Consider the following 14,983-nt stretch of genomic DNA (forward strand, 5'->3'; position numbering starts at 1 on the left):
AGCGGCAACTCCGGGGGTGCGCGCCGTTAGAGCAGGAAGACCCGGCTCCCCTCAGCGCTGCTCGTACGAGACGAGCAGCGGAGGCAACCGGCCACAGATACATAGGCTGTGGACAAGTCGGGTTGCGCTGTTCAGCACGCAGAAGCGCGTGGCCGCCTACTTGGCCGAGGAGAGGCGGCATGATCCCCATTCAGTTGTCAATGAACGACCGCTTCCTTCAGACCTGTCGCCAGGACCTCCGGGCGAGCGAGGCACGCCTGCCGAGAAGCACAGGAATGCCCGAGGGGCGTTGTAGCCATTGTCCGTACAATGGCTACAGTCAGGATGTTGGCAGACCGACTGGCGGACCGCAAGAGCATTGGCCGCATTGACTGGACAATGCAGTCAGCCAGCGGCTTCCATGGGAGGCATGACAGTGACGCGACTCGGGCGAAACCCCATGTACCAACAGATCGCGGACGCGCTGCGGGAGCAGATCACATCCGGGAAGCTCGAACCGGACGCGAAGCTTCCAACGGAAGCGGAGCTACGTGATCAGTACTCCGTGTCGCGCGAGACCGTGCGCAAGGCGCTTGCCCAGCTCGTGAACGAGGGGCTTGTGATCTCAGCCCGCCCGCAGGGTCACTTCGTCCGGCGCCGTCGTCCGATGGTGTTCCGTCCCCAGGCAGAGTTCCGCAAGCGGCCGTACTCGCCAGAAATGGACGCCTTCGTGACCGAGTACTCGGCAGAGGGCCGCGAGCCGCGCCAGGAAATCGAAGTGGCCATCGTGGAGCCCCCAGAGGACGTGGCCAAGCGGCTACGACTGGAGCCGGGTGAACTTGTCGCAGTCCGCAAGCGGGTGCGCTACCTCGACGGTGAGCCGTTCAACATCAACGACAGCTATTTCCCGCTCGCCATCGTGCGGGACTCGGAGATTATGCGCCCGGAAGACATCACTCGCGGGGCTAACGAGGTGCTGGCCGAACTCGGCTACCGACAGGTTCGAGCGCTAGATGAGTTGTACGTACGGATGCCCACACCCGAACAGGTGCACCGCTTGGACCTCGGACCCGGGACACCGGTCGGTGTCCACGTCACTACTGGGTTCACAAGCGAAGGACAGCCAGTGCGCGTTGCGGTGACAGTGCTCCCCGGCGACCGGCATGTCATCTCGTATGAGCGACAGCGTGAAGTGCCAAACGAGGAAGCATGAACAATCTGCACATCCGCCCCGGCGGTCCCGAGGATCTCGGCATTGTGGAATCGCTTCTGGGCGAGGCATCCGCTTGGCTTGCATCCCGTGGCATCGATCAATGGCAGTATCCGCCACACCGCGACCGCATTATGACAGCCCTGGAACAAGGCGTGTGCTTTATCGCGTACGCGAGCGACGAACCGATCGCAACCCTGCAAGTAGACGATGTCGCCGACCCGGAATTCTGGACACCGGACGATGACCCACAATCCGCGCTCTACGTGCACCGAATGGCGGTGAGCAGGAGCGCGGCCGGCGACGGTCTCGGTATGAACTTGCTGGACTGGGCCGCGAATCATGCCGCAGCGAAAGCCAAGCGGTGGCTTCGCCTGGACGCGTGGAAGGACAACGAGGGGTTGCACGGCTACTACAGGGCCGCAGGCTTCACCCTTGTACGCATCGTGGACCTGCCCCATCGCAGGTCAGGCGCCCTCTTCCAACGAGCAGTAGGCCCCCGTACATCGGCAGAATAGAGGCGTCAAATCTCAGCAATTCCAGGAGTCAGACGGCTACGTATTTTCGTTGCGCACTGTGAAGCCCGATGGGTTTTTCATGACGTACCTGTTGCCGCGCTTCACGAGACTTCCAGTAACCGATACTGAAGCGCCGCTATCGTGAGCCCGCGTAGCCAAGGAATAGTCTTCTTCTGGAAGATCGAGCCAGATACGACGAAGGCGATCGTTAAATCCGCCTTCTACGATCCCTGCGATGCTGACCTCACCAGGACCGAGCTTGCCTTCCCTGTGCAGTCTGACGACAGCCCCAATTACCGTGACGTCATCCTCAGGGGCTGCGGCGCGCATTTCTTGAGCAGCCTCACGGAGGACAGTTACATGATCCCTTCCAAGCGCGATGGGGGCCCCAGGCTCGACAGGACGAGACAACGCCCAAGAGAAGTCAATCCGAGCGTCCCCGCCTTCTCGGGAGGTAAATCCCGTAAGCGCCTCACAAAGGTTCGCATTGACACCTTTCTCCGCGCGACGAGTAAATGCCTCGATTCCTTCGCGGCGCCGGATAACTTCATCCGCGGCATTGAGTGCCTCAATCGTTGCTTCGCGCAACCTGAGTGAAACGCGCCTCTGGAAAGGCTGACTCAGGAGTTTGATTTGTGGGTGATCGACTTCAATCGCAGTCTGTCCGATATGAGGCGGCACGGGGATGTAGACGGTTAGCACATAGCTACCCTCGAAGGTAGGGCCAAGCCGTACCCCGCGCATGAATTCAAGGGCTTGGGCTGGCTTGCGCGCCGGTTGAACCAGTCGCGGCTTGTCTCCAGTTGCCGAGACCGCCCCGGAGAGCACCCATAGCCGCAAGCTTTCGAAGGCTTTGACGCCTTCATCGATGGGTGTAGTGCCTGGGTCCGTATCCGGGTCCGTGTGTACGTATTGGACGTCAGCATCCGATACCGAAATCTCGTGTGCGATCTGAGACTCGCTGCGAGACTCAACAGTTGAAAGAGTCTTGAGCATGTTCCGCACGTAGGAGGCATACCCGCGCATGGTTCGATAGCGGGGCACGAACACCTCATACGCTTCGTCGTGCGCCAGCCACAGCGTCCCACCCGACTCCTCCTGTGGCTGCCAACCACGCGACGTGAGATACAGCGAGATGCGCTGCGGATCGCCAGACAGGGCGGAGTAGAAATCCCCTACATTCGTAATCAATTAAGACGACCCCCTTCGATGACGTCGCCTTTAACGAGTTGCGTCAGACTGTCGACGGTTAGCAGGTTCCCTGTCGGGACATGAACCGTCTTCGTCGCCTGCTCGTTCGGGTCTATCGGATCTCGGTCCATCAAATCGACCCAATAAGTAGCGTAATGAAAGTTCGTCGATAAGGCGGTAGAGGCGACGTACTCGGCCTTCGAAGCCGGGGTGTGAACAAGGAACAAATATCGGCGAGTGGGCAAATCAATCCCGACTTGACCGATTAGATCGTTGTAGTTCTTGACGGGGATCGAATAAGAGAAGCAATCGCCAACGTAGGACGGATTGCAGCAAGATTTTACTTGGGCCTCAATTTGCGGATATCTCATCGTGTGAGCCCTGCCCGGGAATCCGATTTGGATGTCGACCCCGTCAACATCCAAGGCTCGCCTACCCGGGTTCAGGCCGGCAGCGCAAGAGAGCGCCCAAACCAGGCCCTCGGCAAAGTGGCCTTGCCAGACCTCACTGTTCAGCCCCACCCAAGCCCCCCACCCCGCCGACCGCAGTCTCGCCCCCTGCAGCACCATGTTGATCCCATGGGGTTGGGGAGCGCAACGGGTCGAACGGCTGTGAAGCGTACGTGATCTTGACATCTACGACTCCCTCCACGTCTGAGCCTGTGACCACGTCGCCCCTCATCTGGGGCCCTCGGAGGTGTCAGTGCCTAACAGCCGAGCACTATCGCCCCGGCGACTAACCTCTCTTCTCGTAGGCACTGAGCCTGCTACTGGCCAGTAGCAGGCTCAGGATGACACTAACCACTGACATCAACGCGTGCAGACGCGCATGAGCAATGGCCTATTGGCAGCCTGGCCGGTCTTCCAGGGATGACCGCCCATCTGCTGCTCGTCCCCGTGCTCCTGACAGACTCTGCTCATCCTGCGACGCACCACCCCGCACCACCTTGCACCACGCAGGACGGCGAACCGCGGTCAACACGGGGCAACCTGCCTCCGGGGCGGAGGCCCTGACTCGGTGATTTCGGCAGGTCAAGTCCGGTCGGGTCGGATCGGTTTCAGGATTCCCAAGCTCAGAGCGCGGGTTCGATTCCCGTCACCCGCTCCAGCAGAAAGCCCCAGGCGAGCCGCCCGGGGCTTCTTTGTTGTCCGGACCTCTTCATCCCCCTGACGACCCGCTCCGGCGCGACGCTCAAGGACACGATGGTGCGGGACAGCCAGTCAACAGAGCGGAGCGCTGATCTACCAGCACTCGACACTGGAGCGGCAGAAGGAGATCGCCGCCGCGCTGGATACTCGTGTGCGGGCTGACCGCAAATCAATCGACGGGCACGACGACGGCTCATCGGGCACGCGACGCTCGGGAGCAGCGGGGATCGGGCCGCCCCGTGACCGAGGACGTCGCCTTGGAACACATCGTCGGCGTACTCGACGTACCCACAGATTCAGCGGTGTGCGTCAGCAGCCGCCGCTTCGTGCTGGACGGAAATCCGGTCCTGCTGTCGACCTCGCATCGGCCGGCGGATCTCGTGGCAGGGTCAGCCATCACCCGGGAAGACTCCTGACCTCCGTCCCGCTCGGCACGGCCGGCCGCCGCCGCGCGCCCACATAGGTAGGCCGAGGGCATGAGGTCAGAACCGCGGCGGCTGCCCAGGCCCGACCCTGATAAGGATGAGGCCAGACCTCAAAATCAGATTCCTAAACCGTCGCCCGCCGGACCTGGTAGTCCCAGCGTGTGAGCGACCGGACGACGGTCTCGGCGCCAATGGGGTTGGCGCTGTGCACGAAGATCGTGCCGATTCGGAAGGGCCGCCCGTTGAAAGCGGCTTCTTCCATGAGGGTCACCACGGGCAAGATGCTGTCGTCGTCGCCGAGGTCGTGGTCGAGCCAGAGTTCGTCAATGAAGCTGTCGCGGTGCTCTTGCAGGAGCTTGATGCCTTCGCCGCTGCTGCGCGCGATCCGCGTGGTCCACGGCAGCGCCCGGAGGTCGTCTATGCCGAGGATGACGGGCGTCGGTACAGGCGACTCTTCTTTCACCCGACCATTATCACGGCACGGCCGCAGGGCCCAGCGGAGGGGCGAGATCGCCGAACTAGGCCGTTGCGGCTCTCGACGGTGGCACCCTCGGCGTCAGCGGCCGATACGGAGGTGAGCTGTGGCTACGAGACGCAGAGATGCGCGCATGGCGCGTTGCGCCGGCCAGCCGCCGGCAGTCCGAGACGTCACAGGGCCGTGAACGGTTCTTCGAAGCATCGCGCCGCGCCTGACCAGTCCCGGGATACGTGCCAGATCGAGCGGCGAACGACGGTCAACGCCGGGCATCGCATGACCCTCTTACACGGGCAACAGTGGGCCATCTGCCCAGGTCGCGCGGACGTTGGCCTCAAAAGCTCAGAGCGCGGGTTCGGTTCCCGTCACCCGCTCCAAAGACGAGGGACCAGGTCGGGGATGCACTCCCCGACCTGGTCCCTTGGCCCCGCGTTGGCGGTTTAGAAGATGCCCTTGTAGCCCTGCCAGCTGGTGGCGATCTTCACGCGCGCGGCGAAGGACCCGTTGCCGTAGCCGCTCTGCCGGTAGAGGTTCCCGGCGGTGTCGCGTGCGATCAGGTCGGCCTTTCCGTCGCCGGTGATGTCGCCGACGCCGACGACCGCGTTGTACGAGGCCCCCCAGCCGGTGGCGATCTTCACGCGCGTGGCGAAGGTGCCGTTGCCCTTGCCGAAGTACCGGTACAGGTTGTTCGACTTGTCCTGGGCGAGGAGATCACCGGTGCCGTCACCGTTCAGGTCGCCGGCCCCGACGACCTTCTTGTAGGTCTTCCAGTTGTCGGCCAGCTTCACGCGTGCGGCCAGCTTGCCGCCCGTCGCACCCTTGTACAGGTACACCGCTCCGGTGGAGGCGTTGCGGGCGATCAGGTCGGGGCGACCGTCCTTGGTGACGTCACCGGGGGAGGTGAGGACGTCGTACTGGTTCCAGCCGGTGCCCAGCGTGGTGTACGGGGTGGTCGGCTTGAGCGCCGTCCCGCAGGCCGGCTTGTACAGCCGGAGGGTGCCGGTGCCGCTGCTCAGCCGGACCAGGACGTCGTTGCAGCGGTCACCGCTCAGGTCCCCGACGGGCACGGCACGGGTGCCCGTCGCCCAGCCGCTGCCGCTGACCTTCCCCGAGAACGTGCCCTTGCCCGTGCCCTGCTGGAACGTCAGCGCGCCGGAGGAATTGAGCGTGAGCAGGTCGCCGACACCGTCGGGCAGCGCCGAACCGCCGACGTGGTCCCGCCATACCGCTGTGCCACCCGTCAACCGGACCGTGCCGGACTCGACCAACGCCGCTCCCTTCCCGTCCGCCGGCTGAGCCGTCAGCGTCCAGGTGTACGGGCCGTTGGGAAGCCGTCCGCCTGTCGTGTCCCGGCCGTCCCACGTCGTCGCAATCGAGTACTCGGCCGGTCCGCCACTGCGCGTGGCCACCACACGGCCCGTGGCCTTGTGGCGTATCTCCACCCTCCAGGAAGCCGTCGGCTCGGAGAGCCACCATTGACCGCGCCAGGACACCGGGGTCACGTCCGTCTCCACCTGCGCGGTGACATTCCGGTAGGGAGAGACCAGGGCCGCCTCGGGCCGCCCGGTGTGCAGGACGTGGACAACCTGGTCCGGCGTGGAGTACGCGAGGTCACCGCTGCGAGGGTCGAGCGCCACAAGCCCCGCGGCGTCGATTGCCCCCCGCTGGACGGCCGTCCCGGTCTGCAGGCCGTAGACACGCAGCCCCTGCCCGCCCCGGACGGCGACGACACCGTCGCCGAGGTAGGCCTGCGCGGTGGAGGGAAGCGGAATGTTCTTTCTGGACTGGAGGTCGTAGACGCCGCCCGCGGCGTACGGAGCGGTGCTGAGGTTGCACGTCCAGTACAGCCACCGGCCGACGGCCTGCAGATCGACCATGGAGGGGCACCCGGTGTTCACCGTGAAGGACGTCAGCGAGGCCCCGGTGCGTGCGTCCTTGGCCGTGACCTTGCCGCCCGGGGCCGAGGACCACAGGGTGGTCCCCCAGATCGCACCCCTCTGGTACGGCTCCGTGTGCACGACCTTGCCGGAGTCGATGTCCACGACCCGGAGTTCCCGGCTGCCGCCGGCAGGTCTCCCATCGACCAGCACCAGGTTCTCGGATGCCCCCACGATCCTCATCTGGTCCGGGGAATCGTCGAAAGAGTCCTGGAGGCCCGTTTCGATCGGCGTTCCGGGAAACGTCCCGCCCTTGCCCACGACGAACAGCTTGGGCTGCCAGCCGCCGTCCACGCTCACTGTCCCGCGGTACACGGTCCGGCCGTCCCCGGTGGGATACAGCTCGGGGCACAGCCCCCAGCTGACGCTGCACTTGTGGTACGGGACCGGCAGGCCGCCGATCCGCACGCGCTCGCCGTATCCAGGCGCGGTTTCGGTGAGCAGGCGGTCGTACACGAAGGTGGCCCCGTCGCCGTACTCCAGGGTCCTGACGGTGCCGTGGTCCAGCGTCAGCCGCTGGAGCGCCATCGGGACCGGCGGGATGCTGAGCACACGAGCCGCGTACGGCACGCCGTCCGCCCCGGCGGTGATGTCCTGGTAGCCGTAGTCCTCCGCGGACTGGCCGCCGACGAGTTGAACGCCGCCGTCCGGCCGGACGGCAACACGGTCCGCCACCGCACGGGCGAGAAGCGTGCGCTCGCCGGAACCGTCGAAGGGGACGGCCACGACCTTCCAGATGGACGCCCCGGACGCCTTCTGACCGAGAAAAGCGTCATAGCGGGCCACGATCAGCGAGTCGCCGACGACGCCGAGAACCTTCGCGTCCTTGAGACCGACCTGAACCTCGCGCACGGGGGTGTCGAACCGGCCCTGCTCATAGATCCGCACGCCACCGGCCTGGGGGGTGACCAGATGAAGGGCGGTCACCACGGAATTCCCGGACACCGTGCCGTACGGCAGAAACGTGGCCTCCGCGGTGCGGAGATCGATCCAGCCGTACTGTGCGACGTCCTCTCCGGGGACCTTCAGAAGTGAGAGGAACCCATGGACGCCGGCCCGCGCGACAGCGATGACGGAGGCCCCCTCCGGGAAGCCTGTCACGCGGCGGTCCACCGTCGTCCCGTTCTCATTGCTCAGCAGATGAAACTCGGTCCAGTCCCCGTCGGCACCAGCTCCGCCCTTGGTCACCACCGTGGTTCCAATCGCCCTGCTGTACACCTGACCTGCGGGGACAGTGACGGTCGTGGTCTCGTCGGTGACCATGTTCCGCAGCAGTACGTCGCCCGTGCCACCGCTGGGCGGCAGCGCCACGATGTCCGAGGCCGCTCCGTAGTACTCCACGGGGTCGTACAACTGCGTGCCTTCAAGCTTTCGGGTCGAGCCGTCCGCGCCCGTCCACTCCAATCCGGAGGGACCGCTCGTGGTGGTGGCGCGGTGCAGAAACCCGGAAGGCCCGACGCTCACCACGGAGCCGGAGCCCGGTGTGACGCGCATGGTCGCCGGAATCGTGGCCTCACTGAACGTTCCTGCATCGGCCGATGCGACCCAGGAGGCAGGACCGACAGTCAGCGACAGCGACACGACCGTCGTGACGGCACTGCGGAGGAGGGCACGTCTGGCCACCTGATTCCACCCCTGATGCGAAAGGACCTGGAACAGGCCGGGGAATCGGCTCGGTCCTCAGCACTCACAGCAAGCAAGCCGGTCAATCCCGGCGTCCCCCGCCCCCCACACCCGAATGATCGGATCCTAACAACAGGCTCACAGGCCACGGAAGAGAAATTCGAACCCGTTCAACACGTCGACCGGCCCGCCGCCGGGACCGTCGGTCGCGGGCGGGCCGGCGCAACTTCGAAGGGGGGCAACTCGCCGTTCGTAGCGGCGGTGGTCAGTTCGGAGAGTTGCACCAGCCCGCAGCACCTGCGCACCACCTGCGCACCACCTGGGGCGGTCAATCTCGGTCGACAAGGGTGGGTCTGACCACGTGAAAAACGGGTGCATACGTCCGGCGGTGCGATGCGACACTCCCCCCATGACCAGCCCGGAGCTCTCCGAACTCGACTATCTGCGGGAGATCGAACGGCTCGCCAAGGCAGTCGTCTCCGCAGCCGCAGGCGAGCGGTCGCATCCTGGCGACGCCGAAGATGACGGCCCGTTCCAACGTACTGTCAACGCCCTGGGCCGGGCACTGTTGCAGTACCACTTCCCCTTGGACGGGTGCCTGGAGGAGGAGGCAGAGCGCCCACAAGTACCTCTCGCTGCCGTTGCCATCATCCGCCCCGAGGCCATGCCCATCGGCAGCAATGAGACCTACCCACGCGCCTGTGCCCGACTGGGGGTCGAGGCACGACCTGAAGGGTGGGCGCTGTGGGAGACCTGGGTCGACGGCAACGCGAAGGTCACCATGGTCGTCTCCGCCCTGGACACAACCGAGGGCCTCCTCACCAACTGGGCGAAGGGCAGAAACCTGCTCCCGGTCATGCCCCTGCCCTCGCAGATCGCGCAGGTTCACGCCGGCTGGACCGGCTGGGGGGCGATCTTCTCCCCCTATGGCAAGAGGAAGCTCGGCCTCGACGGACATCCTTGATCCACAGGTATCGGCCATTGCCCGACAAGCGCCGGCGGAAAGCCCGGGCAAGCGGCCCGGGGCTCCCGGTCTCCGCATGACGCGCCTTCGAAGTCGCCCGCCCGATCACGGCATTCGTGTTCACCGGTCGTGCCGTTCGTCCGCGGCGAGGGCGGGGAGGCGAACCGCCACGCGTGGCAGGAAGTAGCCGACGAGGGGCCCCATGCACAGGGCGATGAGCACGGTTCCGACGCCGACGGTTCCGCCCAGGAGCCAGCCGGCGGTGGCGACGGCGATTTCGATGCCGGTGCGCACCGCGGCGATGGGTAGGCGGGTGAGCCGGACGAGTCCGGTCATGATGCCGTCGCGGGGGCCCGATCCGAACTGTGCGCCGAGGTAGAGCGCGTCGAAGAAGGCAAGTGCGACCAGGCCGACTACGAGGTACCCGATCGCGGCGGGTGTCCCCTGGGGGTGGGGGAGGACGGTGGCGGTCGCGTCCGCGGCGAAGCCGACGATGGCGACGTTGAGGAGTGTGCCGAGGCCGGGCAGTTCCCGCAGGGGAATCCACAGGAGGAGCACCAGCAGCGAGATCAGGTTCGTCGTCCAGCCGAAAGAGATGCCGAGGACCTTGGCGGTGCCCTCGGTGAGCACGTTCCAGCTGGCTGCTCCCAGCCCGGACTGGACGAGCGTCATCACGGCGGCCCCGTACCCCACCAGGCCGAGCAGGAGCTGGGGGATGCGGCGCGCCTTTCGGCCCGCCCGGATTTGGGCGAAGGCGCTCATACGGGTCAGGACGGGCTGGTCGTGGCCGGGCGGGACGGAGGTGCGTGCAGCGGTAACAGGAGGTGCCATGACGCAAGCCTGCGAGGCATCTGGACCTGGATTCCATAGCCAGATTCGTTAGGCTGGCCGGGTGAAAGTCACGTCGCACGTGGTCGCAGGCATGCTGGGGACCTGGCAGGAGGGGCCCGGGCCGGCGCATCAGCGGCTCTCCGACAGGCTGCGGCTGCTGGTCCTGGACGGCCGTCTCTCGCTCGGCTCCACCCTGCCGAGCGAGCGTGACCTGGCCACCGCACTCTCCACCAGCAGGACCACCGTCGGCGCCGCCTACCGCACCCTGGTCGAGCACGGATACCTCGCCACACGGGCGCGCGCCAGGGCGACCGTGCGGCTCCCCGACGACACGCCACCCGAGCGCCGGGCCGGCACGAACGCGGCGACCATCGATCTGTCCTTCGCCGCTCCCCCCGCGCCCGTCGAAATCCTCCACGCCGCGTTCGCGGCCGCCCTCGAACAGCTACCGCGGCACTACGAGCGGCACGGCTACGACCGGAACGGCACCGCGGAGCTGCGCGAAGCGGTGGCCCACCGGTATCAACGGCGCGGACTGCCGACGCCGCCCGATCACATCCTGATCACCAACGGCGCGCAGCACGCGCTCGCCCTCCTGGCGCGAACACTCCTGTCGCCACGCGACCAGGTCCTGATCGACCACCCGACCTACCCGCACGCGATCACCACGTTCACCGAGGTGCGGGCCCGGCTCCTCCCCGTCGCCGTGGCGTCCTCGGGCTGGGACACCGCGCAACTCCAGGCGGCAGGCCGCATCGCGAGCCTGGCCTACCTTATCCCCGACTTCCACAATCCGACGGGGCTGTGCATGCCCACGAGCGTCCGCCAAGGCCTCGGGCTCGCGTGTCCCACGGTCATCGACGAAACCATGACCGACCTGGCCCTGGACAGGGAAAGCCCGGAACCCTTCGCGCTCCACATGCCGACCGCCATCAGCATCGGCTCGGTCTCCAAGAGCATCTGGGGCGGCCTGCGCATCGGCTGGATCCGCGCGACGCCCGCTCTCCTGGAACGCGTCCAGCAGACCCGTCACGCCACGGATCTCGGCACCCCCGTCGTCGAGCAACTCGCCACGGCCGTCCTCCTGCACGAGGACCGGACCCGGCGCCCCGGCGCGCTCGGGCAACTGAGGTCGCAACGCGACGTACTGCTCCGAGCGCTCGGCGAGCACCTGCCCGGCCTCCACGCCCCGCGCCCCGCCGGCGGCATGACGCTCTGGGCGACGTTCCCCCGGCCCATCAGCTCACGGCTGGCCGCGATCGCGCCCGACTACGGAGTGACCATCGCAGCCGGACCGCGGTTCGGGATCGGAGGCGCGTTCGAACGCAACATCCGGCTGCCGTACACGCTTCCTCCGGGTCAGCTGACCCAGGCGGTCCGCGGACTCGCACAGGCGGAAGAGGCACTCACCCGGGGCGCTACCGGGGCTCACAGCCCCGCACCCGTGGCATGAGCGTCGACGGCGCGTCGGCGGTGGTGGTGCGCGGGGGCCGGAGCACCGCGCCGAGGGCGGCGCCGCCGGCTGTGGCCGTCGTCCAGATCACGAGCATGCCGAGGAGGAACTCCGGGCGGAGCACGTCACGGACCGCGGACCGCCGGTTCGGCGGGACGGCGTCGCCGGTGCTCAGGTAACCGGCCTGCTGGTTCGCCCAGAACACCGCTTCGGGAACGCCGACGGCGAGCACCGCCACCTGGGCGGCGAGCCCGGCCAGGGCTCCGGCGCGCAGCCCTGAGCCGAACGAGCGGGTGCGCCAGGCGGTGGTGAGCGCGACGGCGAGCAGCAGGACGCTCGGGACGGCCGCCCAGAAGTCGAGGACGCCCGCCCCGTCGTGTGCGAGCGACCAACGCGACGCGGCGTACGAACCGCCCGCCACGACGAGGGCCACCCCGCCGGCCCGCACCCCCGCGCCGGGCGGCCGTCCGGAGCGCAGCGCCGTCCACACCCCGCCGAGGGCGAACCTGCGGCGCTCGGCGGGCGGTTCGACGGCGGCGAGTTCGGACCGCAGCGCCGCGCCCCACGCGGCCCGGTGCTCGGGGAGGTCGGCGGTGGGCCTGCGGGCCCATCAGCCGGCGGGGACCGCCGGCGCCGACGGCGCGACCCCGGGTGACGCTCGGCGCGTCCACCCGGGGTCGTGTCGTCGTGGCCCGACGGCTCATGTCAGACGACGCGCTTGCGGCCCCAGAGGAAGACGAAGGCCGTGATGGCGGCGGCCAGGGCGAACAGGATCGAGGCGCCGAGCCACTGCATGCCGCTCATCTGGGACATGGGGATGTAGTCCAGCGCCCAGCCCACGATGCCCTTCTGCTTCAGGCAGGCGTCGACCGCCTGTTGCGACCCCGCGTCCGTGCAGGTGCTCCAGCCGAGGGTCTGCCCGGACGAGGTGATGAACGACTGGTCGACCTCGTAGGCGGCGGTGGGAAGGCGGGGGCTGCTGCCGGGGGTGACCCCCGAGTCGGTGGTGAGCCTGATGACGTTGCCGAGGTCGAGCCGGCTGTACGCCCAGACCACCTGGACGGCCGCCGCGAAGAAGAAGGTCACGACCATCGCGAGCAGGGTGCGGCGCAGGAGCATGCCGATCGCGATGCCGCCCACGACGGTGAAGAGCGTGAGCGCGACGGGCACGGGCCCGGTGTTGTCGAAGGCCTGGCCGGAGGTCCAGTCCATGACCGTGTTCTCCTTGCTGACCGGTGCCCACCACCGGCCGAAGGTGAAGGAGAGGGCCACGGTGCAGACCACGACCACCAGCGCGCTGATGCCGAGCTTGGCGGCGAGCCAGCGGGCGGGGCCGGCGGCCTGGGAGGTGACGAGCTTGGCGGTGCCGCTCTCCAGGTCGCCGGCGAGCAGCGGGGCGCCGAGGAAGACACCGAGGAGGATGGGGACGAAGCCGAGGCCGAAGGCGGCCTTCAGGAGCGGGGCGCTGTGCGGGTTGATGTCCTGCGTCCACTTGTCGGAGCTCGCCTCGGGCCAGCCGTGGGCGGTGAGGTAATCCAGCAGGCCGGCGCGCTGGTAGAGCATCCACCCCACGGACAGGGCCGTCGCGGCCAGGATCGTCCAGTAGGCGGCGCGGTGCTGGCGCCAGATGAGCCAGGTCATGCCGCTGAGCCGGGGGCGGCGGACGCCGCTGTCGGCGACCGGGGCCGCGGACGGCGCGGACGGGTTCGCGGTCAGGTTGCTCATGCCGCCGCCCCCCGCGGGCCGTTCACGCCGTACGGCTGCCCCGGGACCTGGGCCACGGGACTGATCAGTGGTGGCGCTTCGGGGGAGCGCAGGTAGGCGAGCAGGAGTTCCTCCAGTTGCGGGGTGTGGGACTGCCACTGGCCGCTCACCGGGCCGTCGGGGCGGATGAGGGCGGTGGCCTGGCGCCCGCTGGTGCGGTACTCGACGACGGTGTGGCGGGCGAGTTCCGCGGGGACGCCCGGGCCCTCGTCGCCGGCCACGCCCTGCAGCAGCACGTGGGCGCTGCGGATCTCGTCCACGTCACCCGCGATGCGCAGACCGCCCGTGGAGATGACCAGGAGGAAGTCGCAGACGCTCTCCAGCTCGCTGAGCATGTGGGAGGACATCAGCACCGTGGTGCCGTGCTCGGCGGCCTCGGCCAGCAGGGTGCCCATGAGCTCGTGGCGCACCAGCGGGTCGAGGTCGGACATCGGCTCGTCGAGCAGCAGCAGGTCGGGCCGCTTGCCGAAGGCGAGGGCGAAGGCGACGCGGGTGCGCTGTCCGCCGGAGAGGGTGCCGACCTTCGCGTGCAGGGGCACGTTGCCCGCGCGGACGATCTGCTCGGCGGCCTGCTGGTCCCAGCCGGGGTTGAGCTCGCGGCCCATGCGCAGCGTCTCGGCCACGGTGAAGCGGCGGAACAGCGGCTTCTCCTGGGCGAGGAACGCCGTACGGCGTCCGGCCTCCGCGGACTGGGGCGCCGCGCCGAACACCGTGAGGGTGCCCTCCGACGGCTCCAGCAGGTTGGCGGCGATCGACATCAGCGTCGTCTTGCCCGCGCCGTTGGGGCCCACCAGCCCGCAGATACGGCCGGCCGGCAGGCGGAACGAGCAGTCCCGCAGGGCCCAGCCCCGGCGGTACTTCCGGCCGACCCCGCGGGCCTCCATCGCCGACTCCTCCACCGGGCCACCCATGTCCATGGCATTCATGGCCTCACGCACTGGTCATCCTCATTTCCCCGTCCTCCGGTGTTCCGTCGGCCGCCGTGGTCCCGGCGAACCGCTCCTCCAGGACCGCCGCGACCAGCGCGGCCACGTCCTCGCGCTCCAGGCCCGCCTCGTGGGCCCGGGTCATCCACGCCTCCAGCTCCCCGCGCAACGGGGAGTCGGCACCCGCCTGGGGACGGGCCAGTGAGCGGCGGATGAAGGTGCCGAGGCCGGGCCTCGGCTCGACCAGCCCCTCGCGTTCCAGCTCGCGGTAAGCCTTGAGCGTGGTGTTCGGGTTGACGGCGCTGGTCTCCGCGACCTCCTTGGCGGTGGGCAGCCGGTCCCCCGGCATCAGGACGCCCAGCCGCAGGGCCTGCTTGGTCTGCTGCACGATCTGCTGGTAGGCGGCGATCCCGCTCCGCCGGTCGATGCGGAAGTCCACGTGCTTCAACACCCTTTAGCTACTCGATTAGTGGAATGATGATGAGAGGGGGAGCTGAGCCGTGTCAAACGAAGCGGCCTCCCCGGCACCCCTCGGGACA

At 67.8% G+C, this 14,983-nt stretch carries 14 protein-coding genes and 1 pseudogene; 6 read left to right on the forward strand and 9 right to left on the reverse strand.

From position 1 onward, the window contains the following. The first annotated feature begins 409 nt into the window (after positions 1–409). Together AC1VWI_RS21885 and AC1VWI_RS21890 are read left to right on the forward strand one after the other, a co-directional pair. Positions 410–1,192 (forward strand): GntR family transcriptional regulator, encoded by a 783-nt coding sequence (locus tag AC1VWI_RS21885; protein ID WP_499512709.1) that lies wholly within the window; start codon positions 410–412, stop codon positions 1,190–1,192. After that, complete coding sequence (locus tag AC1VWI_RS21890) at positions 1,189–1,707, forward strand: GNAT family N-acetyltransferase (protein ID WP_499512710.1); 519 nt, start codon at positions 1,189–1,191, stop codon at positions 1,705–1,707. The genes AC1VWI_RS21885 and AC1VWI_RS21890 overlap by 4 nt, the downstream gene beginning before the upstream one ends. A 36-nt stretch (positions 1,708–1,743) precedes the next feature. Here the strand turns inward: AC1VWI_RS21890 and AC1VWI_RS21895 are convergent, their stop codons facing one another. Both AC1VWI_RS21895 and AC1VWI_RS21900 read right to left on the reverse strand, forming a co-directional pair. After that, positions 1,744–2,898: a hypothetical protein gene (locus tag AC1VWI_RS21895; protein ID WP_499512711.1), complete on the reverse strand. Its 1,155-nt coding sequence runs from the start codon at positions 2,896–2,898 to the stop codon at positions 1,744–1,746. After that, positions 2,895–3,533 carry a DUF4365 domain-containing protein gene (locus tag AC1VWI_RS21900; protein WP_499512712.1) on the reverse strand — a complete coding sequence of 213 codons (639 nt, stop codon included), beginning with the start codon at positions 3,531–3,533 and terminating at the stop codon, positions 2,895–2,897. The genes AC1VWI_RS21895 and AC1VWI_RS21900 overlap by 4 nt, the downstream gene beginning before the upstream one ends. A gap of 531 nt (positions 3,534–4,064) precedes the next feature. Here AC1VWI_RS21900 and AC1VWI_RS21905 point away from each other — a divergent pair. Then, positions 4,065–4,248, forward strand: a pseudogene (locus tag AC1VWI_RS21905) (tyrosine-type recombinase/integrase); the annotation flags it as partial. Between the two features lie 37 nt (positions 4,249–4,285). Further along, positions 4,286–4,462 carry a hypothetical protein gene (locus AC1VWI_RS21910; RefSeq protein ID WP_499512713.1) on the forward strand — a complete coding sequence of 59 codons (177 nt, stop codon included), beginning with the start codon at positions 4,286–4,288 and terminating at the stop codon, positions 4,460–4,462. Between the two features lie 133 nt (positions 4,463–4,595). On the opposite strand, the gene AC1VWI_RS21915 is transcribed toward AC1VWI_RS21910, so the two are convergent. Continuing rightward, positions 4,596–4,934 carry a cyclic-phosphate processing receiver domain-containing protein gene (locus AC1VWI_RS21915; protein ID WP_499512714.1) on the reverse strand — a complete coding sequence of 113 codons (339 nt, stop codon included), beginning with the start codon at positions 4,932–4,934 and terminating at the stop codon, positions 4,596–4,598. 452 nt (positions 4,935–5,386) lie between these two features. Beyond that, positions 5,387–8,377, reverse strand: a complete 2,991-nt coding sequence (locus tag AC1VWI_RS21920; RefSeq protein WP_499512715.1) for an FG-GAP-like repeat-containing protein — start codon at positions 8,375–8,377, stop codon at positions 5,387–5,389. A gap of 538 nt (positions 8,378–8,915) precedes the next feature. On the opposite strand from AC1VWI_RS21920, the gene AC1VWI_RS21925 reads away from it, so the two are divergent. After that, a complete protein-coding gene (locus tag AC1VWI_RS21925; protein WP_499512716.1) occupies positions 8,916–9,470 on the forward strand; it encodes a hypothetical protein in 555 nt (184 codons plus the stop codon). A gap of 120 nt (positions 9,471–9,590) precedes the next feature. Here the strand turns inward: AC1VWI_RS21925 and yczE are convergent, their stop codons facing one another. Next, a complete protein-coding gene (gene yczE / locus AC1VWI_RS21930) occupies positions 9,591–10,301 on the reverse strand; it encodes a membrane protein YczE (RefSeq protein ID WP_499512717.1) in 711 nt (236 codons plus the stop codon). 61 nt (positions 10,302–10,362) lie between these two features. Between yczE and yczR the strand changes: the two genes are divergently transcribed. Beyond that, positions 10,363–11,754, forward strand: coding sequence for a MocR-like transcription factor YczR (gene yczR, locus AC1VWI_RS21935; protein WP_499512718.1), 1,392 nt, complete (start codon positions 10,363–10,365; stop codon positions 11,752–11,754). Here yczR and AC1VWI_RS21940 read toward each other — a convergent pair. The 4 genes from AC1VWI_RS21940 to AC1VWI_RS21955 form a co-directional block, all read right to left on the reverse strand. Continuing rightward, a complete protein-coding gene (locus AC1VWI_RS21940; protein WP_499512719.1) occupies positions 11,720–12,244 on the reverse strand; it encodes a hypothetical protein in 525 nt (174 codons plus the stop codon). The genes yczR and AC1VWI_RS21940 overlap by 35 nt on opposite strands. A 215-nt stretch (positions 12,245–12,459) precedes the next feature. Next, the gene (locus tag AC1VWI_RS21945) at positions 12,460–13,479 is read right to left on the reverse strand and encodes an ABC-2 membrane transporter-related protein (RefSeq protein ID WP_499512720.1); all 1,020 of its coding nucleotides are present in this window, start codon (positions 13,477–13,479) and stop codon (positions 12,460–12,462) included. Then, on the reverse strand, positions 13,476–14,444 hold the full coding sequence (locus AC1VWI_RS21950) for an ABC transporter ATP-binding protein (RefSeq protein WP_499516883.1): 969 nt from the start codon (positions 14,442–14,444) through the stop codon (positions 13,476–13,478). The genes AC1VWI_RS21945 and AC1VWI_RS21950 overlap by 4 nt, the downstream gene beginning before the upstream one ends. Positions 14,445–14,448: 4 nt before the next feature. Continuing rightward, positions 14,449–14,883 (reverse strand): GntR family transcriptional regulator, encoded by a 435-nt coding sequence (locus AC1VWI_RS21955; protein ID WP_499512721.1) that lies wholly within the window; start codon positions 14,881–14,883, stop codon positions 14,449–14,451. Positions 14,884–14,983 lie beyond the last annotated feature (100 nt).

The sequence above is a fragment of the Streptomyces sp. TOM-9 genome, from assembly GCF_056858595.1.